We start from the raw sequence: 23434 nt of genomic DNA, 5'->3' as shown, positions 1-23434 counted from the left end.
GACCCGGTCCCCGACGACGTCGACGACCCGGCCATGCTAACAAAACCCCCGGATAGCCCCTCCGCCGAGCCGCCACGTCTCGGCCGAGCCGCCACGCTCCGGACGGGCCACGCGGTAGCGGTTCGGCGAACGGATAGCGGCTCGCGGGGGCGGGGGGAGCTACAGGTCGGGCAGGCCGGGGTCGGCGTGCGGGTCGAACGGGGCATCCAGCGAACGCGTGAGCTCCTCCAGCATCGCCGTGATCTGCGGCTCGACGTATTCGGCGATCGCGGCCTGGATGCGCAGCCGGTGGTGCAGCAGCACGGCGCACACCTCGCGACCGACCATGTTGGCGTAGTCGTCGGCGAGACCCACCTCCTGGCGCAGCGCGGCCTTCGCCTCGTCGCTCAGGGGCGGAAGGGCGGGGATGTCGGCGTCCGCCTCCTCGGCGAGACCGCCGATGGTGAAGAGGAAGGGGGCCCCGGGAACGGGATCGGGATCCATCGGCAGGCCCTCGAACTCGGGGTCCAAGCCCTCCGCGGGACGGTAGCTGCGGGCGCGGTTGCGCGCCGCCTGCTGGTCGAGCTCGGCCTGCAGCATCGGGAGGTTGCGGGATGTGTAGTCCGCGACCGCGTGGTCGACGATGGTCTTGATGCGGGTCGACAGCCCATGCTGCACACCGTGCGGGACGTCGGAGCCGAGACCCGCCGCCGACAGCACCGGCGAGCCGAAACAGCGCCGGCACGGCGCGACGCGGCCCCGATGCGTGGAGGGCTCCCAGCGCGGCAGCCAGCGCAGCCACGCGTCCACCGCCTGGCTGACCTGGGTCTCGATCGACCGCTCCACGGGTCCATTGTCGCGGTTCCGGGCCGTTCCCGGCGGATTTGCGTCGCGGCATCCGCCGCAGGCGCTGTCGAATCCTGCTCGGAGGACGCCGCGAGGGTGTGCCCGCGGCGTCGCCGGCAGCCCAGGGCTCAGTCCTCGTCGCCCTCCCACGGCCAGCGCGGACGATCGGCACTGGTGCGCACGAGGGCGACGGCGACCCAGCCCGCCACGAGGGCGGCGGATGCCAGGACCACGGCGAACCACGAGGTCGCGAACCCGCCGATCGCAGCCGCGGTGCGCGCGGCATCCGTGCCCCCGAGCACCGCCCCGACCAGCACGCCGAGAAGATACGCGAGGAACGTCGCGACGACGACCGTGAGGACGGCGACGTACCGCGGTCGGGCCGGCCGGACGGCGAGCCACGTCGTCGACGCGAACGCCGCGAGCGCCAGCACCGCACCGCCCACGCCGGGCAGCTGCCCGAGCCCCGTCACCGGGAGCACCTCGGCGCCGCTGAACAGGCTCAGCATGCCGAACCCGGCGATCAGCAGCGCGAAGAAGCCCACGACGGCGAACGCCGTCGCGATCGGGGGCGCGACGCCGCCGCCGTCTCCGGCGCGGGGATCGCGCGACCCCGACATCAGCTCTGGTGCAGTCGCGGGCCCGCCTCGAGCGTGCGCTCGTACTCGCGCTGCGCCTCGTCGTTCAGCTCCGTCACGCGCTTGCCGCGCGCGGCGACCCAGGCGCCGAACCAGATCGTGAGCTCGCGGCCGAGCACGAAGGCGACGATCGCTAGCGGCGCCAGCAGCTGGCCCTGGACGAGATCCGCACCCTGTCGCGCCGTCAGCGTCCAGAACGGAGCCTGGAACAGCTGCCCCAGCAGGTGGCCGGCATACGCCACGACGCCCACGAGCAGACCGAAGACCACCCAGTGACCCCAGCGGCCGCGGTTGATGATCGCGCCCAGCAGCCAGAACCCGAGGAAGAAGACGACCACCGGCACCCACAGCCACCACGACTGCACGGCCGCGAGCGCCGCCGTGCCGATGTTGGCTCCCGTGACGTCGCCCGTGATGGCCTTCAGACCGAGGGCCGCGCCGAGGTACAGCACCCCGAAGGAGACGGCGGCGAGGAGGCCGATCGCACCGGCCGCACCGCGGTTGCCGCGCAGACGCGGCGGCTCGGGGGCCTGGACGAAGATCGGCTGCGGCGCCGGCGCCACGACGGGAGCGACGGGCTCGGCGACGACGACGGTCTCGGCCGCGGCGCCGGAGTACGCACCGGGCACATAGGCCTCATCGACCGGGTCGTCGGCGTACGAGGAGCCGTAGACCGGGGCGGCGGGTGCCGTCTCGGCCGCGGCGACGGTCTCGGGGGCGTCGCGGGGAGCGTCCGCGACCGGGGCGGCAGGCGCGGCGGGAACCTCGGCGTCCGCGGGCTCAGCCGACACGACGGGCTCGTCGACCGCGGCCTCCCGAGAGGCGGCCTCCGCGTCGGCGAGGCCGGCGTGGGCGCTCGCGACGGCGTCGTCCACCGACGTGGTCTCGACCGGGGTCGGCTCCTCGATCGGTTCGCCGTACTTGGGGTCGCTCATGGCGTGTGCTCCTCACGCGGGACGTGTGCCGCCGCACAGCGAGCGTAACCCGCACCCCGCGCGCCGGAGCGGAGCCATGCCGACGTGTCTCGACCCCCGGCGCCCGTGGGCCGCCTATCGTGAGCGCATGACCGTTCGCCCTCGCCTCGCCGCTCTCGGCCTCACGCTGCTCGCGGTCACGGGTCTCAGCGCCTGCGCCGGCGTGCCGGACGGCGGCGCCACGACCTCGGGCGCGACGGCCAGCGCGGCCCCCGCGACCCCCTCTCCCGCGCTGACCCTCGCCGCGTTCCCCATGGGCGCCTCGACGTCCACGACCGCGCTGCCCGCCGACCTTCCGCAGGGATGCCGCGACATCCTCACGGCGACGGTGCTGAAGGAGCTGGACGGGGTGCCGCTGAACGCGGACGGGATGGGCGGCGGCATCCGCTCCGACAGCACCCGGGTGTGCGTCTGGGGTGAGCCCGGGGCGGTCGCCACACGGCTCGTGACCCTCATCGGCTACTCCCCCGATCGTGAGGCGCGCGACGCCCTCTACGCCCTCGGCAACGACGGCTACACGTGCTACGAGCCGCACGGCGGCATCCGTTGCGAGAAGACCTGGCAGTCGCCGACGCTCGCCGTGGAGGAGGGACGCACTCTGTTCTACCGCGACGGCGTCATCGTCGACACGCAGTACTCCAACCTCGCTCCCGCCGGCTACACCGACGCGGTCATCGACGCGCTGTGGCCGCCGGCGGGATCTCCACCGCGGACGAGCGCCCCGACGCCGAGCCCGACGCCGACGCGGTAGCCGTCATCCCTCCCACGCGCTGAGGGCGCCCCACCGATCGTCCCGGTGACGGTTTCGTCGCGCCTCCCGCATCAGCACGGTGGCCGCCCGGTCGCGGGGGTTGTGGGCGACCCACGTGTCCACGGCGCCCTGGACCCAGTCCGTCGCCCCCAGTGCGGGGAAGTACAGCAGGTGTTTCAGGAGCGACCGGGCCTCGGGGCGAGTCCCGTGCACCCGCAACCACGACCGCACGGGGTCGAGCACCCAGGCGGCGCGCCGGTAGTCGGCGTCGTAGAGCAGGGCTCCGAGGAGCTCTCGAGCGCCGGCATCCATCGTGTGGTCCTGAAGCCACCTGCGCACGGCGTCTTCGACCCACGGCGCGGTGCGCAGCGCCTCACGTTGGCAGGCACGAGCGAGCAGCGGGCGCGCATCGGCGGACGCACCGTGGTGGTCGAGCCACCGTCGGATGGCGTCGTGGACCCAGGGCACGACATGAAGGTCGTCGTTCTCGAGCAGACGAAGCAGGATGCCGCGGGCGCCCTTCTCCGTTCCGTGGGCCTCAAGCCACCGGCGGGCATCGGAATGCACCCAGTCGGCGGACGCGAAGTCGTCCTGCTCGATCAGTCGCGCCAGGACGTCGAGCGTGTCGGCGTCGTCGCCGTGCGCGTCGATCCAGGTGCGCAGCGCGGTCTGCACCCACTGCCTCTCGCGCAGGTCGGGCTGCTCGATGAGGCGGGTGATGATCACGCGCGCCTCCGCGGAATCGCCGTAGGCGTCGAGCCAGCGGGACGCGGCCGCCTGTGCCCACGGCTGCGTGCGGAGCTGGTTCTGCGCGATGACATTGCCCAGGATGCTGCGGGCTTCTCTCGACGTGCCCCAGACCTCCAACCACGACTCGACCGCGACGCGTACCCACTCTTCGGTGCAGAGCAGACTCTGACCGACCAGTCTCGAGAGAACGCCGCGAGCCTCCGGTGTGCGCCCGTGGAGCGCCAGCCAGGAGGAGACCCACCCCTGGAGTTCTTCCGCGGGATACAACGGCGCGTGACCGACGATCTCGGCCAGGACCGTACGCGCATCGACGTCGTCGCCGTTGACCTCGAGCCACCGGGCGGTGCTCTGGCGCACGGTGGGCATCCCAGCCGCCGCGGGGGACTGGACGAGCGTCACGAGGACGCGACGCGCCTGCGGCGCCGCCTCGTTCGCGCTGAGCCACGGGACGATCACAGAGCTGACCCACTCGCTGTCCTGCCTCGTCGCGGTGCCGGCGATCCTGGCGATGAGCATGAGGGCCGACGGCCGTGTGCCGTAGAGAGCGAGCCATTCCTCGACAGCCGACCGAACCCACTCGAGTCGACTGAACTCGACGTTGCCGATGAGCGACGCGAGCACATTCTGCGCCGTCTCTTCGGTGCCGTGGAGCCGGCACCACTCGCGCCAGCAGTCGCCGACCAGCGAGGCGGTGTCCTCCGTCCTCAAGCGAGGATCGAGAAGGAGGCGCAGGACGGCCGCAAGCTCGCCGTCGTTCGTCTGGAGGACGGCGGCCCGCAGGACCGGAAAGGCCGCCTCCGCCCAGCCCCGCAGATAGAGGGAGCGCTCTTGCGGGGTCGCACGCCCGGAGGTGGCGGCATCCGTCGCGTAGCGCTGGAGGTGCAGGAGCAGGCTCGCCGCGGAAGGGAGGTGAGCGGCCACCGAGGTGAACACCACGCCCGCGTACTCGCGGCGCCCGTTCTGGATGTCGCTCTCGACGACCTCCGACATCAGGTGATCCACCACGGTGTCGTGGATCGAGGCCACCTGGCCGTCGGCGACGGCGACCCACCCCGCCGTCACCAGATGATCCAGCGTGCGTCGGGCGAAGAGATCCGGATCGTGCTCGCCCACGGCCTCGCAAACCCCGCTCGCGCCGCGCAGCGCGACATCCGTCGAGGCGGGGGTGGCGGCGACGAGGGCCACCGCGACGCAGAGAGCGGGCGGCAACTCTCTGCGCTCCGCCAGTCGCGCGGTCCGTGTGCCCGCGTAGCCGTCGTCGGCGAACCTCCGGCGCAGCCAGTCACCGAGATCACCGCTGCGAATCGCGGACGTCTCGCTGGCGCGCAGCGGAGCGTCCCGCGCGAGGGCCTCGAGCTGGCGGGCGATGAGGGTCGCGATCATGGGACGCGACCCGACGAGCCGTCGGAACTCTTCGTCTCCCAGCTGAACGGCCGCGGTGGGGGCGACGGACAACGCGATGGCGTGGGAGACACGTTGCTGATGCTGCTCGCTGTTGTCGATGGCCACGATCTCGAAGGGGCCGAGGTCGGGCGATGTCGCGAGCCAGCCGGGGCGCGCCGCGGCGAGGAACGACACCTGGATGCCGTGATCGCGCGCCTCGGGCAGGAGCTGGTCGCGTAGCTCGTGCAGCGCGAACCCGTCGAGCTCATTGGGATAGTCGATCAGGACGAGTACGGGCGCGGTGCTGGCCAGGACCACGGCCTCGAGGTCGCTGACGGTGCTCGACGGCGTGTGCAGGAGATGGATGACATGCCAGCCGGTGCGATGCGCCCGAGCGGCGATCTCGAGCAGCAACCGGGTCTTTCCCGCGCCCCCCACTCCTTTGAGGAGCAGGGCGCAGCCGTCGTCCGAGGAGAGTCGACGCCAGATGTTCTCGCGGTGCGCCGGATGATCCGGTGCGGGGTCGATGTACTCGTGGGCGCCGGCGACCTGGCCGCCGCTGCGACGCTGCAGCAGTGCGGTGTATCGACCGTGACTGGCGAACGCGCGAGACGTGGAGGCGAGCAGGTGCGCGGTCAGCAGCTCCTGAATGACACCGAGCGACGATTGCATCGCCGCCGCGTCGGCGAGCAGCTGACGTTCGGTCCACGAGGCGAAACGGATCGCACTCGCGCGCAGACTCTCACGAAGCGCCGCGCCGATCACACTCGCGTCGGCCGCATCGCGGACCCCGAGCGCGCGCAGCGTGTCGTCGTCGAGATACTGATCGAGGGGCGATGCCGCGCCGGCGCCGAGCCACGCCAGGAAAGACGGGTGCTTCGCGACTTTCGTCGTGAGCACCGCGGAGGAGGTCCCCGCCGACCGCTCCACGTCCGCGACGACGGCACGGCGGAAAGCGCGATCGGCGAGGGCCTCACGGATCGAGGTCGCGGCCTCGCCGGTGGCCGCCCCCCACCCGAGATTCAATGCCTCGGCGAGATCGAACACCAATCCCATCCGAGATCCTCGCCCTTTATCGCGCTGACATTTCCGCTCAGCATAGCGACGCCGAGCCGGACGCCGAGCCCGACGCCGACGCGGTGGCGGTCATCCCCAGACGCGCTTGGCGGTGCGGGTCACGTAGTCCGACGGATGCCACGCGTTCTCGCTCGTGGACAGCCACAGCCCGCCGCCGGCCTCGATCGTCTCGGTGAGGTCGCCGTCGGTCCGGCTGCAGCGGGTGCGCTCCTTCTCCGTCGTGCAGGAGAACCCCGCGGCGGGGAGCGCGGCGGCGGCGAGAGGTCCGGCATCCGTCGGCACCGTCGCGAGCGTCGTGGAGACGCTGCCGGCGTCGGCGTGCCAGAAGCAGGTGAACGTGACCTGCGGCTGCAGCGCCGTGACGAGCTGGCCGGCCGTCGTGGTCGGCGCGTCGGTCGAGGGGGTGAGCACCGCACCCCGGGTGAAGCGCAGTGCGGCCCAGAGGGCCTCGTCGTACAGTCCGGCGCAGTCGGTGGGGACGCCCGCCGCCTCATCGTCGGCGGCCGCGACCGGTTTCGAGGTGGCCGGCCCCTGGACGGCGCCGCCGACCCACGAGACGGATGCCGGGATCATCGGGATCGCGAGGTACGCCAAGGCACCCACGGTCGCCGCGCATCCGATGCCGACGACCCACGCGAAGAGGGCGTTCCTGCCGCCGATCCGGGCCATGTCCTCAGGCTAGCCCGCCCCGCGGGGGGTCACCCCCCGCGCCGTGCGCGAGCCGCCAACATCCGTGCGAGCCGCCATCGCCCGGACGTACCGGGGGATGGCGGCTCGGCCGGGTCGTGGCGGCTCGCGGGAACGGCGAAGGGCCCCAGGAACGCGTCCTGGGGCCCTTCGCTCGCGATCAGTTGTAGGTGCCGGGCGTGAAGTCGTCCGTCGAGAAGCTGTCGAAGTCGACATAGCTCAGGTCGGCGTCGCTGTACGCGCCGTCCGAGGCGAAGATGCGGTTGGGGTACCGCTCGCTCTTAGCCTCCTCCGTCGCCTCGACCACGACGTTGCGGTACTTCGCAAGGCCGGTGCCGGCGGGGATGAGCTTTCCGATGATGACGTTCTCCTTGAGGCCGACGAGCGGGTCGCTCTTGCCCTCCATGGCCGCCTGCGTCAGGACGCGGGTGGTCTCCTGGAACGATGCCGCCGACAGCCACGACTCCGTCGCGAGCGACGCCTTCGTGATACCCATCAGCTCCGGACGGCCCGACGCGGGGCGCTTGCCCTCGGCCACGGCCTCGCGGTTGATCTGCTGGTAGCGCTTGAAGTCGACCAGCTCACCCGGAAGCAGCGTCGTGTCGCCGTGGTCGACCACGGTGACCTTCCGCAGCATCTGGCGCACGATGACCTCGATGTGCTTGTCGTGGATCGGCACACCCTGCGAGCGGTACACGCCCTGCACGCCGCCGACGAGGTACTTCTGCACCTCGCGGGCACCCTGCACGCGCATGACCTCCTTGGGGTCGAGCGTTCCGACGAGGATCGGCTGACCGACCGTGACGCGCTGGCCCTCCTCGACGAGAAGCGTCGCGCGCTTCAGGACGGGGTAGACGTGCGGCTCGTCGCCGTTATCGGGCGTCAGGATGACCTTCTTGGCCTTGTCGGTCTCATCGATCTTGATGACACCGTCGGCCTCGGCGATCGGGGACGCGCCCTTGGGGGTACGCGCCTCGAACAGCTCCTGCACACGGGGCAGACCCTGCGTGATGTCGTCGGCCGACGCGGAACCACCGGTGTGGAAGGTACGCATCGTCAGCTGCGTGCCGGGCTCACCGATCGACTGCGCCGCGATGATGCCCACGGCCTCACCGATGTCGACGAGCTTGCCGGTCGCGAGCGAACGGCCGTAGCACTTCGCGCAGACACCGACGGCCGAGTCGCACGTGAGCACCGAGCGGACCTTGATGGTCTCGACGCCGGCGGCCACGAGCTTGTCGATGAGCACGTCGCCCACGTCGTCCCCGGCCTCCGCGACGATCTCGCCCGAGGGCGCGACCACGTCGGCGGCGAGGGTACGGGCGAACACCGAGTTCTCGACGTTCGCGTCGCGCACCAGCGTGCCGTCGGCACCCGGAGCGGCGATCGTGAACTCGAGGCCCTTGGAGGTGCCGCAGTCGTCCTCACGGATGATGACGTCCTGCGAGACGTCCACGAGACGACGCGTCAGGTAACCCGAGTCGGCCGTACGGAGGGCCGTGTCGGCCAGACCCTTACGGGCACCGTGCGTCGCGGTGAAGTACTCCGCCACCGACAGCCCCTCGCGGTACGAGGAGATGATCGGGCGGGGCATGATCTCACCCTTGGTGTTGTTGACCAGGCCTCGGATACCGGCGATGTTACGGATCTGCAGCCAGTTACCACGGGCGCCCGAGCTCACCATGCGGTTGATGGTGTTGTCGGCCGGGAAGTTGGCCTTCATGGCCGCCTGCACCTCGTCGGTCGCCTCGGTCCAGATCTTGATCTGCTCCTGACGACGCTCGGCGTCGGTCACGAGACCCTTCTCGAACTGGCCCTGGACCTTCTGCGCCTGCTTCTCGTACTTGGCGATGATCTCGCCCTTGTTCGGCGGGGTCAGGATGTCGCTGAGCGCGACGGTGACACCCGAGCGCGTGGCCCAGTAGAAGCCGGCGTCCTTGATGCGGTCCAGGGATGCCGCGACCTCGACCTTGGGGTACTCCTCGGCCAGCTTGTTGACGATCTGCGACAGCTTGCCCTTGTCGGCCTGCTCGCGCACGAACGGGTAGCCCTTGGGGAGCGTGTCGTTGAAGATCGCCTGACCGAGCGAGGCGTCCACGAGACCGTGGCGCTCGTAGCCCTCGGGGGCTTCGCCCTCGAGGAAGGTCAGACCGGGGATGCGGATGCGCACCTTGGCCTGCAGGTCGAGGGTGCCCTCGTCCTTCGCCAGGATCGCCTCGCCGACCGAGCCGAACACGCGCCCCTCGCCCGCGGCGCCCTCCTTGACCGTGGTCAGGTGGTGGAGGCCGATGATCATGTCCTGCGAAGGCAGGGTGACCGGACGGCCGTCCGACGGCTTGAGGATGTTGTTCGACGCGAGCATCAGCACGCGGGCCTCGGCCTGGGCCTCGACCGACAGCGGCAGGTGCACGGCCATCTGGTCGCCGTCGAAGTCCGCGTTGAAGGCGGCGCAGACGAGCGGGTGCAGCTGGATGGCCTTACCCTCGACGAGCTGAGGCTCGAAGGCCTGGATCCCGAGACGGTGCAGCGTGGGCGCACGGTTGAGCAGCACGGGACGCTCGCGGATGATCTCCTCGAGCACGTCCCAGACCTCGGGACGCGTGCGCTCGACGGCACGCTTGGCCGCCTTGATGTTCTGCGAGTGACCGAGGTCGATCAGGCGCTTGATCACGAACGGCTTGAACAGCTCCAGCGCCATCTGCTTGGGCAGGCCGCACTGGTGGAGCTTGAGCTGCGGGCCGACGATGATGACCGAACGGCCCGAGTAGTCCACGCGCTTGCCGAGCAGGTTCTGACGGAAGCGGCCCTGCTTGCCCTTGAGCATGTCGGACAGCGACTTCAGCGCACGGTTGCCGGTGCCGGTGACGGGGCGACCGCGGCGGCCGTTGTCGAACAGCGCGTCGACGGCCTCCTGCAGCATCCGCTTCTCGTTGTTGACGATGATCTCGGGGGCACCGAGGTCGATCAGGCGACGGAGACGGTTGTTGCGGTTGATCACGCGGCGGTACAGGTCGTTCAGGTCGCTGGTGGCGAAGCGGCCACCGTCGAGCTGGACCATCGGACGCAGCTCCGGCGGGATCACCGGGACGACGTCGAGCACCATGGAGGCCGGGCTCATGCCGGTCTGCAGGAACGAGTTGACGACCTTGAGGCGCTTGATCGCGCGGATCTTGCGCTGGCCCTTGCCCTCGGAGATCTGCAGGTGCAGCGACTCGGCCTCGGCGGCCAGGTCGAACGCCTGGAGGCGACGCTGGATCGACTCCGCGCCCATGTAGGCCTCGAAGTACTGGCCGAAGCGGTCCTGCAGCTCGTGGAAGACGTCGTCCTCCTGCTTGAGCTGGCCGACCTCGAGGCCGCGGAACTCGTCCCACATGCGCTCGAGCTTGGCGACCTGGTCGTCCGCGTTCTTGCGGATGGAGGCCATCTCCTTCTCGGCGGCGTCCTTGACCTTCTTCTTCTGGTCGGCCTTGGCGCCCTCGGCCTCGAGGGCCGCGAGCTCCTCCTCCAGCTTGGCCAGACGCGTCGCCACACGGGCGTCGCGGCGGTCGCCGAGGTTCTTGATCTCGAGGCGGAGGTTCGCCTCGTGCGTGGGCATGTCGCGGTGGCGGGCGTCCTCGTCGACCGAGATCACCATGTACGCGGCGAAGTAGATGACCTTCTCGAGGTCCTTCGGCGCCATGTCCAGCAGGTATCCGAGGCGCGAGGGCACGCCCTTGAAGTACCAGATGTGGGTGACGGGGGCGGCGAGCTCGATGTGGCCCATGCGCTCACGGCGGACCGAGCTCTTGGTGACCTCGACGCCGCAGCGCTCGCAGACGATGCCCTTGAAGCGGACGCGCTTGTACTTGCCGCAGGCGCACTCCCAGTCGCGGGAAGGTCCGAAGATCTGCTCGCCGAACAGACCGTCCTTCTCGGGCTTCAGGGTGCGGTAGTTGATGGTCTCGGGCTTCTTGACCTCGCCGTACGACCAACGACGGATGTCGTCAGCGGTGGCCAGGCCGATGCGAAGCTGATCGAAAGTGGTGGACTCGAGCACTGGTTCTCCTGTGTCTCAGAAAGTTTCGTAACGGCCGGGTCAGATCTCGTCGATGGACGAGGACTCGAAACGGCTGGAGATGTTGATGCCGAGCTCCTCCGCGGCGCGGAAGGCCTCGTCATCCGTGTCACGGAGGTTCACCGCGGTGCCGTCGGCCGAGAGGACCTCGACGTTCAGGCAGAGCGACTGCATCTCCTTCATGAGCACCTTGAACGACTCGGGGATGCCGGGCTCCTGGATGTTCTCGCCCTTGACGATGGCCTCGTAGACCTTCACGCGGCCGACGATGTCGTCCGACTTGATCGTCAGGAGCTCCTGGAGCGCGTACGCGGCGCCGTAGGCCTCGAGGGCCCACACCTCCATCTCACCGAAGCGCTGACCGCCGAACTGCGCCTTACCACCGAGCGGCTGCTGGGTGATCATCGAGTAGGGGCCGGTCGAACGCGCGTGGATCTTGTCGTCCACGAGGTGGTGCAGCTTCAGGATGTACATGTAGCCGACCGAGATGGGCGCCGGGAACGGCTCGCCGGAGCGGCCGTCGAACAGCGTCGTCTTGCCCGAGCTGTCGATGAGACGCTCGCCGTCGCGGTTGGGCAGCGTCGAGTCGAGCAGACCCGCGATCTCCGCCTCGTGCGCGCCGTCGAACACCGGGGTCGCGACCTTCGTGCCGGGAGCGGCCTCGCGGGCCTCCTCGGGCAGGTGCACGGCCCACTCCGGGGTGCCCTCGACCTTCCAGCCCTGCTTGGCGATCCACCCGAGGTGGGTCTCCAGCACCTGGCCGAAGTTCATTCGACCCGGGATGCCGAGCGGGTTGAGCACGACGTCGACCGGCGTGCCGTCCGCGAGGAACGGCATGTCCTCGACGGGGAGGATCTTCGCGATGACGCCCTTGTTGCCGTGACGGCCGGCGAGCTTGTCACCCTCGGTGATCTTGCGCTTCTGGGCGATGTAGACCACGACGCGACGGTTGACGCCCGAGCCCAGCTCGTCGTCGCCGTCCTCGGCGTTGAACTCCTTGACGGCGATGATCGTGCCCTGCTCGCCGTGGGGCACCTTCAGCGAGGTGTCACGGACTTCGCGGCTCTTCTCGTTGAAGATCGCGCGCAGCAGGCGCTCCTCGGCGCTCAGCTCGGTCTCGCCCTTGGGCGTGACCTTGCCGACGAGGATGTCGCCGGGACGCACCTCGGCGCCGATGCGGACGATGCCGCGCTCGTCGAGGTCCTTCAGCAGGTCGGGGCTGACGTTGGGGAGGTCACGGGTGATCTCCTCCTTGCCGAGCTTGGTGTCGCGAGCATCCACCTCGTACTCCTCGATGTGGATCGAGGAGAGGGTGTCGTTCTTGACGAGGTCCTGGCTGAGGATGATGGCGTCCTCGAAGTTGTGACCCTCCCACGTCATGAACGCGACGAGCAGGTTCTTCCCGATCGCCAGCTCGCCGTTCTCGGTGGCGGGGCCGTCGGCGATGACCTCGCCGACCTCGACCCGGTCGCCCGCCGAGACGATGACGCGCTGGTTGTAGGAGTTGCCCTGGTTGGAGCGGTCGAACTTGCGCAGGAAGTAGTCCTTCGTGCCGCCCTCGTCGAGCTGCACGGTGACGACGTCGGCGGAGACCTCCATGACGACACCGGCCTTGTCGGCGGTGATGACGTCACCGGCGTCGATCGCGGCGTAGCCCTCCATACCGGTTCCGACGAACGGCGAGTCGCTGCGCAGCAGCGGCACGGCCTGACGCTGCATGTTCGCACCCATGAGGGCGCGGTTGGCGTCGTCGTGCTCGAGGAACGGGATGAGCGAGGTGCCGACCGACACCATCTGGCGCGGCGAGACGTCCATGTAGCCGATCTCGTCGGCGTGGAACAGGTCGACCTCGCCGCCCTTGCCGCGGCGGGCGAGGACGCGCTCGGTGGCGAACGAGCCGTCGGCGGCGAGCTCGGCGCCCGCCTGCGCGACGATGTAGTCGTTCTCCTCGGATGCCGTGAGGTAGTCGATCTGGTCGGTGACCTTGCCCTCGACCACGCGGCGGTACGGCGTCTCGATGAAGCCGAACGCGTTGATGCGGGCGAACGAGGCGAGCGAGCCGATCAGACCGATGTTCGGGCCTTCCGGCGTCTCGATCGGGCACATGCGGCCGTAGTGCGACGGGTGGACGTCGCGGACCTCGACGCCGGCGCGCTCACGCGACAGACCGCCGGGGCCCAGGGCCGACAGGCGGCGCTTGTGGGTCAGACCCGCGAGCGGGTTGTTCTGGTCCATGAACTGCGACAGCTGCGAGGTTCCGAAGAACTCCTTGATCGCGGCGACGACGGGGCGCACGTTGATCAGGGTCTGCGGCGTGATGGCCTCGATGTCCTGCGTGGTCATGCGCTCGCGGACGACGCGCTCCATGCGGGACAGACCCGTGCGGACCTGGTTCTGGATGAGCTCGCCGACGGCGCGGATGCGACGGTTGCCGAAGTTGTCGATGTCGTCGACGTCGAGACGGATCTCCGCGGCCTGACCGCCCCGGACACCCGGGATCGTCGTGTCGCCGTTGTGGAGGGCGACGAGGTACTTGATCGTCGCGACGATGTCGTCGACGGTGAGCACCGAGTCGCTCAGCGGCTTGTCGAGGCCGAGCTTCTGGTTGATCTTGTAGCGACCCACCTTGGCCAGGTCGTAGCGCTTCGGGTTGAAGTAGAAGTTGTCCAGCAGCGCGCGGGCGGCCTCGGCGGCGACCTGCTCGCCCGGACGGAGCTTGCGGTAGATGTCGCGGAGCGCGTCCTCCTTGGTGAGGATCGTGTCCTTGCTCAGCGTGTCGGCGATCGACTCGTAGCCGGCGAACTCGGCGAGGATGTCCTCGCTCGACAGGCCGAGGGCCTTGAGGAAGACGGTGACGGACTGCTTGCGCTTGCGGTCGATGCGCACGCCCACCTGGTCGCGCTTGTCGATCTCGAACTCGAGCCATGCGCCACGGCTGGGGATGACGCGCGCCGAGACGATGTCCTTGTCGCTGGTCTTGTCGGGGGTCTTGTCGAAGTAGACGCCCGGGCTGCGGACCAGCTGGGAGACGACGACACGCTCGGTGCCGTTGATGATGAACGTGCCCTTGCCGGTCTGCAGGGGGAAGTCGCCCATGAAGACCGTCTGGGTCTTGATCTCACCGGTGAGGTGGTTCATGAACTCGGCCTCGACGTACAGCGGCGCGGCGTACGTCTTGCCGCGCTCCTTGCACTCCTCGATCGAGTACTTCTCCGGCTCCAGGTACGGGTTCGTGAAGCTCAGCTGCATCGTCTCGCCGAGGTCCTCGATCGGCGAGATCTCCTCGAAGATCTCCTCGAGGCCGCTGGTCTCGGGCACGTCGGTGCGACCGGTCTCCTTCGCCTCTGCGACGCGAGCCTTCCAGGCGTCGTTGCCGACGAGCCAGTCGAAGGACTCCGTCTGCAGCGCGAGAAGGTCGGGGACCGTCAGCGTGTCGGAGATCTTGGCGAACGACAGGCGCGATGCGCCGCGGCCGTTCTTGGGGGTGGTGGTGGAATTGGTTGCGTTGCGCGCAGCAGCCAAGGGGATTACCTCCATGAGCCCGGGCAGGGGCTGGTTTCCTTGTCGTCAGGTGGAGTGCTCCGTTCCACTCCTGCGCAACACACCCCGACATGTCGGGGGCGCACAGGCACAAGCCGACCACCATATGAGGGCATGGGGGAAGGGAGCGCAACTACCCACTATAGTCCGGGCGACGCGCCATGTCCAGTCGATTCTTGACGCGTGCCGGATGCTGCGGTATAAACGCGCGACGCAGCGTCCGCCCGGCACCGTGCGGAGCCGCTCAGAGGACCGTCCGTGCGTGGCGGAAGCGGATGCGGGTGCCCGGCCGCGCCTGGCCGAGCGCGTCGCGGTCGGCGTCCGTGACGACCGCGACGACGGGATAGCCGCCCGTCACCGGACCGTCGGGCCCGAGGATGACGGGGCGCCCGTCCGGGGGCACCTGGATCGCCCCCGGGAGCATCCCCTCGCTCGGAATCTCGGCGGTGTCGGTGCGCTCGAGCCCCGGTCCGTCCAGACGGATGCCGACGCGGTCGGCCTGTGCGGACACGGTCCACACGGCGTCGTAGAGCGGCGCGAGCGTGCGGACCAGGTGTGCGCGCGGGCCGGGGGCGAGCGCGACCTCGAGGTCGGCGCCGGGCGGGCTCCACGGCCGCAGGTCGTCGGCGGGGAGGGGCCCCGCCACGGCGTCGCCGACGACGAGCGCCGTGTCCGCCGAGAGCGGCGACGGCCCGAGACCGGCGAGGGTGTCGGTCGCGCGCGAGCCCCACAGCCGCGCGGCCTCGACGCCGCCGCGCAGGGCGAGGTAGCCGCGCGCGCCGTGATCGAACCAGTCGATGCGCAGCTCCGCACCCGGCGGCCAGCGATGGGCCGCATACGGGTCGACCGGGCGACCGTCCAGGAGGACCGGACCCCACGCCCCGGCGACCGCGAACCAGACGTCGTCGGATGCCGAGGCCTCGCGTACGGCGCGGAACCCGCCCATCGTGATCTCGATGCCGGCGGCGTTCTCGTCGGTGCCGACGAGCCGGTTCGCCGTCCGCAGTGCCGCCCGATCGGCGGCTCCGGAGACCGCGACGCCCGCCGCGAGCGCGCCCGGCCGCCCCTGGTCCTGCACGGTGGCGAGCAGCCCCGGCGCGAGGACGCGGATCGCGGCCGCATCCGCATCCGCTCGTCCGCCCGCGGGGGCTGCTGCGCGCCCGTGAGAAACCATCGGCGCACTGAGACCACGCCCGGCATGCGATGTCTCGGTGCGCAATCGCGGTCTCGCGGACACGGCGGGCGTCGCGGAGGCGGCGGAGAGGGGCACGAAGCGGACGAGATCGCCGGGCTGGAGGAGCGCGGGTGTCGCGGCATCCGGATCGAACAGCGGCGCCGAGGTCGTGCCGATCAGCTGCCACCCGCCGGGCGTCGCGCGGGGGTACACGCCGGAGAACGCGCCGGCGAGGCCGACCGCGCCGGCCGGAACACGGGGGCGCGGACGTGCACGTCGCGGCACGTCGAACCGCCAGTCGGGGCTCACGAGATAGCCGAACCCCGGCGCGAAGCCCGTGAAGGCGACCGTCCAGCGCGCAGCGGCGTGCCGGCGCACCAGCTCGGCGGGGCGGATCTCGAGCAGGGATGCCGCCTCCGCGAGGTCGTCGCCGTCGTAGACCACCGGGATCTCGACCGTGCGGGGCGTGCGCGCCGGCGCGGGCGTCCCGTCGGCGACGGCCGCGGCGATCCACGCTCGCGCCGCCGTCAGCGGCAGAACGGCGGGATCGACGACCACCAGCACCGTCCGCGCGGCCGGGACGAGGTCGACGACCCCGTCGATGCGCCCGGACGACAGCCGCGCGTGGAGGGCGAGCACGCGCTCGAGCCCATCCGTCTCGACGAGCAGGCCGCGGTCGCCGAACGGGCGGACGGAGACGGCGTCGGTCACCACGGCGGCGCGACCGCGATGCCCGCGGCATCCAGGGCGCGCCGCACGGCGCGGGCCATCTCGACCGCGCCCGGGGAGTCGCCGTGCACGCACAGCGACACCGCGCCGGTGTCGAGCAGGGTGCCGTCGACGGCCTCGACCACGCCGTCGCGCGCGAGCCGCACGGCGCGGTCGGCGACCTGACCCGGGTCGTGGAGGAGGGCGCCGGGCGCTCCGCGCGGGACGAGCGCGCCGTCGGGCAGATAGCCGCGATCCAGGAACGCCTCGCGGCGGAAGGGCAGCCCGGCGCGAGCCGCCTCGGCGGCGATGAGGCCGTCGAGGCCGAGGATCGGGACGGCGCGCCCGAGCCGGGCGGACAGCGCGGCGACGGCGCCGACGACCGCCCCGGCGTGGGCAGCGTCGTCGCGGACCGCGTGATAGAGCGCGCCGTGCGGCTTGACGTAGCGGATGTCGGCGCCCGCGGCGGCGAGCGCGGACAGCTGCGCGTCGAGGCTCGCCCGCAGGTCGGCCGAGGCGATCGCGAGCCGCGTCCGCCCGAAGCCGGCCCGGTCGGGATAGGACGGGTGCGCGCCGATCGCGACCTCCGTCGCCGTGGAGCGTTCGACCGCCGCGCGCATCGCGGCGGCGTCGCCGGCGTGGCCGCCGCAGGCGATCGAGGCGCTCGAGATCACCGCGAACATCGCGTCGTCGTCGCCGGTGGGCACCCCGTCGACCGTCTCGCCCAGATCGGCGTTGAGATCGATGACCGCCACGCTCCGAGCGTACCCGCGGGGTCCTCGGCGCGGCGCACGCAGCCGACGTCCACAACTCCTCCTCCTTGTTGCAAGACGAGGCTCGCGCGGGTGATGGGGCAGGTCGAGGCGGAGTTGTGCACGCTGCTCCCGACCCGGCACGCCCGGTAGCGTGGGGGCATGGCCCGGGCACGCGTGGAGGACGACGGACCGCAGGCACGCCTGTCCGACGGCACGCTCGCGCGCGTCGTGCCGAGCCGGTTCGCGGGCGGGTACGAGCTCGACGTGGACGGCACGCCGCAGTCGCACGTCGACCTGGACGACCCCAGCCACCTCCACTTCGAGTACGTGGCACGGATGGGCGCGGTCATCGACCGTCTCCGGATGCCGGGGCAGCCCCTCACCGCCGTCCACCTCGGCGCGGGCGCCCTCACCCTCCCCCGCTACGTCGAGCACACGCGGCCGGGCTCGCGCCAGCAGGTGATCGAGCTGGAGCAGCCGCTCGTCGACCTCGTCCGCGCGCAGCTGCCGCTCCCCCGCGGCGCGCAGATACGGGTGCGGATCGGCGACGCCCGCGACGTCGCCGCCCGACTGCCGGCCGGGCTGCAGGGCGCCGCCGACCTCGTCGTGTCCGACGTCTTCGCCGGGGCGCAGACTCCCGCGCACCTGACGACGGTGGAGTACTTCCGCATCCTCGCGGGCCTGCTCGCTCCCGACGGCGTGCTGCTCGTCAACGTGGCCGACGGCGCCGGCCTCGCCTTCGCGCGCCGCGAGGTCGCGACGGTGCGGGCGGTGCTGTCGGAGGTGATCGTCCTCGCGGAGGTGCAGACCCTCAAGGGGCGCCGCTTCGGAAACCTCGTCATCGCGGCCTCGCCGTCGCCCCTTCCGGTCGAGTGGCTCCCGCGCCTGATGGCCGCGGGCCCCCACCCGGCGAAGGTGGCCCAGGGCGCCGAGCTCGACGAGTTCGCCCGGGGCGCGCAGGTCGCGACGGATGCCGACGCCACCGCATCCCCCAAGCCCGCCGCATCGGTCTTCGAGCGTTGAGAATCCGGCGGCGCGGCGTGTGCGCACGGGCTCGCCGCGGCGGTCGGGTGAGACTGGACGGGCGCGCCGCACGCCCGCGCGATCCGGACGGAGGAGGGGGCTGCCGATGAGCTACATCAAGGGATACGACCCGCAGACCCTGCGGGAGATCGTCGACCCCGTCGACTGCCGGGAACGCCTCGACGAACTGGGAGACCAGCGGAGCCTCCCCGCGCTCCTCGAGCGGGTCTGGCTGCTGAAGGTGCTCGATCGCCTCGACGAGTCGCTCGTCGTGTCCGAGCAGTCGGTGCGGGTCGCCCGCATGGGCGGCACGCGCAAAGACCTGCTGCGCGCACGGATCCTGCACGCGAGCGTGCTGCAGTTCCGCGGGGCGTTCGCGGCAGCGCACCAGGAGCTGACGACCTGCGCCGAGGAGGCGGAGGGCCAAGGGTGGGCCGCCCTGGCCGCGTTCGCCTTCCAGCACCGCGGGAAGGTGAGCTACGAGGCCGAGGACTTCGCCGACGCGCGCGCCGACTTCAAGCGCGCCCTGTTCCTGCGTCAGCAGGCGGGTGCTCCCGAGGAGCAGCTCGAGTCGACGCTGCTCGCCATCGAGGCCGCCGATCGTCGTCGCACGGCTGTCGCCAGCTGAATGTCGCAGCCCCTCTCTAGCGTGACCGCATGACCGATCTGGACGTCGTCCGGCGCGAGGCCGAAGAGCTGATCCACGCGCATCTCGACACCTCCTGGACGTTCGCGTTCGACAACGCGAAGCGACGGGCCGGCGCCTGCGACTACACCCGCCGGCGCATCACCGTGTCGCGCTACCTCGCCGCCCGCTACGACGACGAGACCAACCGGCAGACGCTCCTGCACGAGGTCGCCCACGCCCTCGCCGGCCCGCGCACCGGCCACGGGACGGCGTGGAAACGCACGGCGCGCGCACTCGGCTACACGGGCGGAACCACCCACCAGGGCGAGACGGCCACCGAGCTCGCCCCCTGGGTCGGCGTGTGCCCCGCGGGTCACGTCGCCTATCGGCACCGCCGCGCGACGCGCCCCACCTCGTGCGCCCGGTGCTCGCGCTCGTTCGACGACCGGTTCCTGTTCACCTGGACCCGGCGTGAGATCTCCTCGGCCACGCGACGCGCGGCGATGACACCGCGCGAGACCGTCGGCGCCGGGCGCTGACGGCGCCGCTGCCGGGCGCCGCGTTTCGACTCGTCGCTGCGCTCCTCGCTCAACGACCGGAGGAGGGCAGGCGTTTCGACTCGTCGCTGCGCTCCTCGCTCAACGACCGGAGGGTGCTGCGGGCGGGCGTTTCGACTCGTCGCTGCGCTCCTCGCTCAACGACCGGGGAGTGCGGGGCGGGCAGGCGTTTCGACTCGTCGCTGCGCTCCTCGCTCAACGACCGGGGGTGCGGGCGCCGCGTTTCGACTCGTCGCTGCGCTCCTCGCTCAACGGCCGGGGGGGGTGCGGGGCCCCGGTCGTTGAGCGAGCGCAGCGAGTCGAAACGCCCCGAGCCGAGCGGACGCACCCCGAAGCGCCGGGTCAGGCGTAGGCCACGAACACGCCCGCGCGCAGGACGGGCACGGATGCCGCGGCATCCACCTCTGCGGCCGCGAGCACCTCGTCACGCGCGTCACGTCCGATGAGCTCCTGTCCCGAGCCGCTCGCCGTGAGGAGGTGGCGCACGGCGGGCCGCAGCCCGCGGAAGGCCTCGCCCGCGGCGGCGGCTTCGGGCGACGTGTGGTCGATGCCGCGCGCACCCAGGGCGTCGATGACGGCTCCCGCGCCGAGCAGGTCCTCGACGGCGAACCGCAGCCGCGCATCGGACTCGCGGCCGGAAAGCTCACCGGCGGCGAGCACGAGGATGCTCGTGCGTGCGCCGCGGCGGCGCTGCTCCGCGAGGATCGCGTCGGCCACGGCGGCCGCATTCACGAGCGCACCGAGCAGCACGACGGCGCCGGTCGCGCCCGCACGCGCCGCGATCGCGGCACCGTTCACCGACGCGGCGTGCGCGGCGTCGTCCAGCGCCACCGCGTCTCCGGTCGCGACGCGGCGGGCGACCGTGCTGGAGAACCGCAGGACGTCGACGACGACCACGACGTCGGACGCCGCGACGCGATCGAGGCCGTCGGCACCCCATTCGAGGCGCACCTGGTACCGGGACTGATCGAACGGGGAGGCCATGTCTCCAGGCTACGGGGGCACCGGTGCGAGACTGGCGGTATGCGGATCATGCTCAAGCTCGTCCTCGACTGCGATGCGGATGCCGCGTGGCGCGCCCTGCACTCGCCGCGGGCGGTCGCCGACCTCTACGGTCCGTTCCTCGACCTCGCGCCCCTCGCCGCCGAAGGCCTGCCGACCAGACTCGTGCCGGGCGCCGACGTCCCGGTGGCGATGAGCGTCGCCGGCGTCGTCCCGCTCGGATCGCAGCTGATCCACGTCAGCGAGCGGCACACGGTCGATGCCCACGGCCCCGTGCGGATCTTCCGCGACAGCGGCATCCCGCTGACGGGACCGCTGGCCGCCCTCGACGTGTGGGACCACCAGATGGCGGTGGCGCCGGCGCCGGGCGACCCGTCGAAGACGCTGTGGCGCGACCGGCTCGTGATCGGCGGGGCCGCCGCGCCCGCGCTCTGGCCGGTGCTCTGGGCGACGTGGCAGTGGCGCGGCGCCCGCCTCGCCGCGCTCGCGCCGACCTGGGCCTTCGACCCCGACGCCCACCGCGACGAATCGCCGGCTGTCGCGGTCGAAGCCTGACCGCGACAGCCGGCACCGGACACCCCCAGGCATCCGGGTCCTCACTCGGCGAGCGCCTCCACGGCCGTCACCCGCGTCGCCAACCGCGTCGGGACGACCGTCGCGACGACGGTGAGGAGCGCAGTGGCCAGCACCACGACGAGCACCGGCATCCACGGCACGGCCGGGACCACCAGCGTCGGCGCGGAGAGCGCGGGCGGCACGGCCACCGAGCCGAGCAGCGACTGCGCGGCCACCCACCCGTAGGCGACGCCCAGCACGAGCCCGAAGGTGAGCGCCGTGATGGTGACGTGCACGGCCTCGAGCAGCACGACCCGTCGCACCTGGCGGGAGGAGAGGCCGAGGGCCCGCAGCAGTCCGAGCTCGCGACGTCGCTGGACGACGCCGATCGTCAGCAGGTTGACGAGGCCGACGGCGGCGATCACGGCCGAGACGGCGACCAGCCCCATCATGATGGCGGCGAAGGTGTCGAGCACGCGATCGAGCTCCGCGGGCGGCGTTCCCCCCGACGACGACGCCATCACGGCTTTGACCGACGCGCCGGCGACCGCGAACATCACGACGAGCGTCACGCCCATGACCACCCCGATCGCCATGCGGCTCGCCCGCTCGGGGTAGCGCAGGGCGTTCTCGGCCGCGAGTCGCGCCGGCGCCGACCGGCCGAACAGGCGTCCGGTGAGGCGCAGCAGCGGCGGCATGACGATGACGGCGCCGAGGGTCAGGCCGGTGAAGGAGAGGATGCCGCCGAAGAAGGCGACGATGACGCCGAGCGGCGACACGAGCCCGACGACGACGCCTCCGGCCAACAGCGCCGCCCCGGCGAACGACAGGATCACGGCCGCGACATCGCGCGCCGGCGAGCGGGTCTCCTCGTGCGTGCGCGGGGCCGATCCGGCGAGCGCCTGCAGCGGGGTGACGGTCAGCACCCGCCGCGATCCGCTCCATGCACCCGCCCACGTGGTCAGCGCGACGACGGCGGCGGGCAGCAGCAGCACCGGCTGCGCGACGGCGTAGCCGGCCGTGATGCCCAGCAGCGCGTCGGCGAGGCGCACCAGGACGGCGGCGGCCGCGGTGCCCACCGCCAGACCGACGGCGGCACCGATGATCCCGACGCCGAGACCCTGGCGGCCGACCTCCTGGCGCTGGGCACGAGCGGACGCGCCGATGAGGCGCATCATGGCGATGTGACGGGTGCGCCCGGCGACGATCGTCGCGAAGGTGTTCGCCGTCACGATCGCGGCGACGTACACGGCGACGCCGACGAGCAGGACGCTGAGGATGCCGAGCACGATCGCGACCGTCTCGCTGTTGCCGAGATACGGGTCGGAGCGCGCCCATGCCGCGATGTAGCCCGTCGCGGTGAGCAGCAGCACACCGAACGCCGCGGAGATGGCGGCGACGAGCACGGTCGCGCCCATCCCCCGCTCGCGCACCCACGCGAGCCGCGACGCGCGGGACGTGATCGCCGCCGGCGCGCCGAGCGAGACCGGATCGGCCACGGCGGCGCTCACACCGCCACCTCGGACGCGAGCATGAACGCCGAGACCTGCTCCGCGCTCTGCCGGGGCTTGTCGGCGACGACCCGCCCGTCCCCGAGGAAGAGGACGCGATCGGCGTGGGCGGCCGCGATCGGATCGTGGGTGACCATCGCGATCGACTGCCCATGCTCGCGGCTCGCGGTCCGCAGCAGCGCGAGCACCTCGCGGCTGGAGCGCGAGTCGAGGTTGCCGGTCGGCTCGTCGGCGAACACCAGGTCGGGTGCGGTGGCGAGGGCGCGCGCGATCGCCACGCGCTGCTGCTGCCCGCCCGACAGCTCGTGGGGGCGGTGCCGCAGTCGATCGCGCACGCCGAGGGAGTCGATGAGGCTCTCGATGCGGGCGCGCTCCAGCGCCGTGGGCCGGCGCCCGTCGAGGTCGAACGGCAGCAGGATGTTGCTCAGCGCGTCGAGGGTCGGCACGAGGTTGAAGGACTGGAAGACGAAGCCGATGCGCCGGCGCCGCAGCAGGGTGAGCTCGAGGTCGGACAGCCCCGTGATCTCGGTGTCGCCGATCCAGGCACGGCCCGTCGTGGCGGCATCCAGTCCGGCCATGATGTGCATGAGCGTGGACTTGCCCGACCCGGAGGGCCCCATGATCGCGGTGAACTCCCCGCGACGGATGCCGACGGTCACGCCGTCGAGTGCGCGCACCCCCGTCTCGCCGGCTCCGTAGGTCTTCGTGACGCTCTGCACCCGGGCGGCGAGGCCCAGCTCGGTGGTCGTGATCTCCATGCCCCTCACGCTACGGACGCGACCACGGGCACCGCGTCGGCCTGCGGTCGCGAACGCGTACATCGCGAGGATGACGCACCCGGA

The 23434-nt window shown here is 71.6% G+C and carries 17 protein-coding genes; 5 read left to right on the top strand and 12 right to left on the bottom strand.

The genetic code is table 11. The features are described 5' to 3' along the window. Positions 1 to 159: 159 nt before the first annotated feature. From KY498_RS13860 to KY498_RS13850, 3 genes are all read right to left on the bottom strand, one after another. Entirely contained in the window at positions 160 to 825 is a 666-nt protein-coding gene (locus KY498_RS13860; protein ID WP_060958399.1) for a hypothetical protein, read from the bottom strand. A 128-nt stretch (positions 826 to 953) separates the two neighbouring features. Further along, entirely contained in the window at positions 954 to 1445 is a 492-nt protein-coding gene (locus KY498_RS13855; RefSeq protein ID WP_191009081.1) for a hypothetical protein, read from the bottom strand. After that, entirely contained in the window at positions 1445 to 2398 is a 954-nt protein-coding gene (locus tag KY498_RS13850; protein WP_101306898.1) for an ABC transporter, read from the bottom strand. The genes KY498_RS13855 and KY498_RS13850 overlap by 1 nt, the downstream gene beginning before the upstream one ends. A 127-nt stretch (positions 2399 to 2525) precedes the next feature. Between KY498_RS13850 and KY498_RS13845 the strand changes: the two genes are divergently transcribed. After that, positions 2526 to 3188 carry a hypothetical protein gene (locus KY498_RS13845; protein ID WP_191009082.1) on the top strand — a complete coding sequence of 221 codons (663 nt, stop codon included), beginning with the start codon at positions 2526 to 2528 and terminating at the stop codon, positions 3186 to 3188. 3 nt (positions 3189 to 3191) lie between these two features. On the opposite strand, the gene KY498_RS13840 is transcribed toward KY498_RS13845, so the two are convergent. The 6 genes from KY498_RS13840 to pxpA all read right to left on the bottom strand — a co-directional run bounded on the left by KY498_RS13840 (position 3192) and on the right by pxpA (position 17316). Beyond that, the gene (locus KY498_RS13840) at positions 3192 to 6377 is read right to left on the bottom strand and encodes a hypothetical protein (RefSeq protein WP_191009083.1); all 3186 of its coding nucleotides are present in this window, start codon (positions 6375 to 6377) and stop codon (positions 3192 to 3194) included. A 90-nt stretch (positions 6378 to 6467) separates the two neighbouring features. Continuing rightward, a complete protein-coding gene (locus KY498_RS13835; RefSeq protein WP_191009084.1) occupies positions 6468 to 7067 on the bottom strand; it encodes a hypothetical protein in 600 nt (199 codons plus the stop codon). 178 nt (positions 7068 to 7245) lie between these two features. Beyond that, positions 7246 to 11121 carry a DNA-directed RNA polymerase subunit beta' gene (gene rpoC, locus KY498_RS13830; RefSeq protein ID WP_060958393.1) on the bottom strand — a complete coding sequence of 1292 codons (3876 nt, stop codon included), beginning with the start codon at positions 11119 to 11121 and terminating at the stop codon, positions 7246 to 7248. Positions 11122 to 11160: 39 nt separating this feature from the next. Then, a complete protein-coding gene (gene rpoB / locus KY498_RS13825; protein ID WP_101306901.1) occupies positions 11161 to 14661 on the bottom strand; it encodes a DNA-directed RNA polymerase subunit beta in 3501 nt (1166 codons plus the stop codon). 262 nt (positions 14662 to 14923) lie between these two features. Next, a complete protein-coding gene (gene pxpB / locus KY498_RS13820) occupies positions 14924 to 16564 on the bottom strand; it encodes a 5-oxoprolinase subunit PxpB (protein ID WP_191009085.1) in 1641 nt (546 codons plus the stop codon). Next, positions 16561 to 17316, bottom strand: a complete 756-nt coding sequence (gene pxpA, locus KY498_RS13815; protein ID WP_191009086.1) for a 5-oxoprolinase subunit PxpA — start codon at positions 17314 to 17316, stop codon at positions 16561 to 16563. Before pxpA ends, pxpB begins: the two co-directional genes overlap by 4 nt. A 159-nt stretch (positions 17317 to 17475) precedes the next feature. Between pxpA and KY498_RS13810 the strand changes: the two genes are divergently transcribed. From KY498_RS13810 to KY498_RS13800, 3 genes are all read left to right on the top strand, one after another. Continuing rightward, a complete protein-coding gene (locus tag KY498_RS13810) occupies positions 17476 to 18339 on the top strand; it encodes a spermidine synthase (RefSeq protein WP_191009087.1) in 864 nt (287 codons plus the stop codon). 106 nt (positions 18340 to 18445) lie between these two features. Then, positions 18446 to 18967: a hypothetical protein gene (locus KY498_RS13805; protein ID WP_060958389.1), complete on the top strand. Its 522-nt coding sequence runs from the start codon at positions 18446 to 18448 to the stop codon at positions 18965 to 18967. 29 nt (positions 18968 to 18996) lie between these two features. After that, positions 18997 to 19506, top strand: a complete 510-nt coding sequence (locus KY498_RS13800; RefSeq protein ID WP_191009088.1) for a SprT-like domain-containing protein — start codon at positions 18997 to 18999, stop codon at positions 19504 to 19506. 360 nt (positions 19507 to 19866) lie between these two features. On the opposite strand, the gene KY498_RS13795 is transcribed toward KY498_RS13800, so the two are convergent. Then, on the bottom strand, positions 19867 to 20508 hold the full coding sequence (locus tag KY498_RS13795; RefSeq protein ID WP_191009089.1) for a 2-phosphosulfolactate phosphatase: 642 nt from the start codon (positions 20506 to 20508) through the stop codon (positions 19867 to 19869). Positions 20509 to 20547: 39 nt separating this feature from the next. On the opposite strand from KY498_RS13795, the gene KY498_RS13790 reads away from it, so the two are divergent. After that, positions 20548 to 21081 carry a hypothetical protein gene (locus KY498_RS13790; protein WP_191009090.1) on the top strand — a complete coding sequence of 178 codons (534 nt, stop codon included), beginning with the start codon at positions 20548 to 20550 and terminating at the stop codon, positions 21079 to 21081. A gap of 41 nt (positions 21082 to 21122) precedes the next feature. Here the strand turns inward: KY498_RS13790 and KY498_RS13785 are convergent, their stop codons facing one another. Both KY498_RS13785 and KY498_RS13780 read right to left on the bottom strand, forming a co-directional pair. Beyond that, complete coding sequence (locus KY498_RS13785) at positions 21123 to 22592, bottom strand: FtsX-like permease family protein (protein WP_375140943.1); 1470 nt, start codon at positions 22590 to 22592, stop codon at positions 21123 to 21125. Further along, entirely contained in the window at positions 22589 to 23350 is a 762-nt protein-coding gene (locus KY498_RS13780; protein WP_101306906.1) for an ABC transporter ATP-binding protein, read from the bottom strand. Before KY498_RS13780 ends, KY498_RS13785 begins: the two co-directional genes overlap by 4 nt. Between the last annotated feature and the right edge of the window lie 84 nt (positions 23351 to 23434).

Origin of the sequence: Microbacterium sp. PAMC21962 (assembly GCF_019443465.1) — a bacterium.
In the GTDB taxonomy this organism is placed as follows: Bacteria; Actinomycetota; Actinomycetes; order Actinomycetales; family Microbacteriaceae; genus Microbacterium; species Microbacterium hominis.
This window is presented reverse-complemented; position numbering and strand designations above follow the sequence as displayed.

Bases quoted from the DNA above. Each gene is read 5' to 3' on its own strand.
- KY498_RS13810 (WP_191009087.1), top strand. From the start codon at position 17,476: ATGGCCCGGGCACGCGTGGAGGACGACGGACCGCAGGCACGCCTGTCC.
- KY498_RS13795 (WP_191009089.1), bottom strand. From the start codon at position 20,508: ATGGCCTCCCCGTTCGATCAGTCCCGGTACCAGGTGCGCCTCGAATGG.
- KY498_RS13800 (WP_191009088.1), top strand. From the start codon at position 18,997: ATGACCGATCTGGACGTCGTCCGGCGCGAGGCCGAAGAGCTGATCCAC.
- KY498_RS13790 (WP_191009090.1), top strand. From the start codon at position 20,548: ATGCGGATCATGCTCAAGCTCGTCCTCGACTGCGATGCGGATGCCGCG.
- KY498_RS13840 (WP_191009083.1), bottom strand. From the start codon at position 6,377: ATGGGATTGGTGTTCGATCTCGCCGAGGCATTGAATCTCGGGTGGGGG.
- KY498_RS13780 (WP_101306906.1), bottom strand. From the start codon at position 23,350: ATGGAGATCACGACCACCGAGCTGGGCCTCGCCGCCCGGGTGCAGAGC.
- KY498_RS13850 (WP_101306898.1), bottom strand. From the start codon at position 2,398: ATGAGCGACCCCAAGTACGGCGAACCGATCGAGGAGCCGACCCCGGTC.
- KY498_RS13845 (WP_191009082.1), top strand. From the start codon at position 2,526: ATGACCGTTCGCCCTCGCCTCGCCGCTCTCGGCCTCACGCTGCTCGCG.
- KY498_RS13855 (WP_191009081.1), bottom strand. From the start codon at position 1,445: ATGTCGGGGTCGCGCGATCCCCGCGCCGGAGACGGCGGCGGCGTCGCG.
- KY498_RS13835 (WP_191009084.1), bottom strand. From the start codon at position 7,067: ATGGCCCGGATCGGCGGCAGGAACGCCCTCTTCGCGTGGGTCGTCGGC.
- KY498_RS13805 (WP_060958389.1), top strand. From the start codon at position 18,446: ATGAGCTACATCAAGGGATACGACCCGCAGACCCTGCGGGAGATCGTC.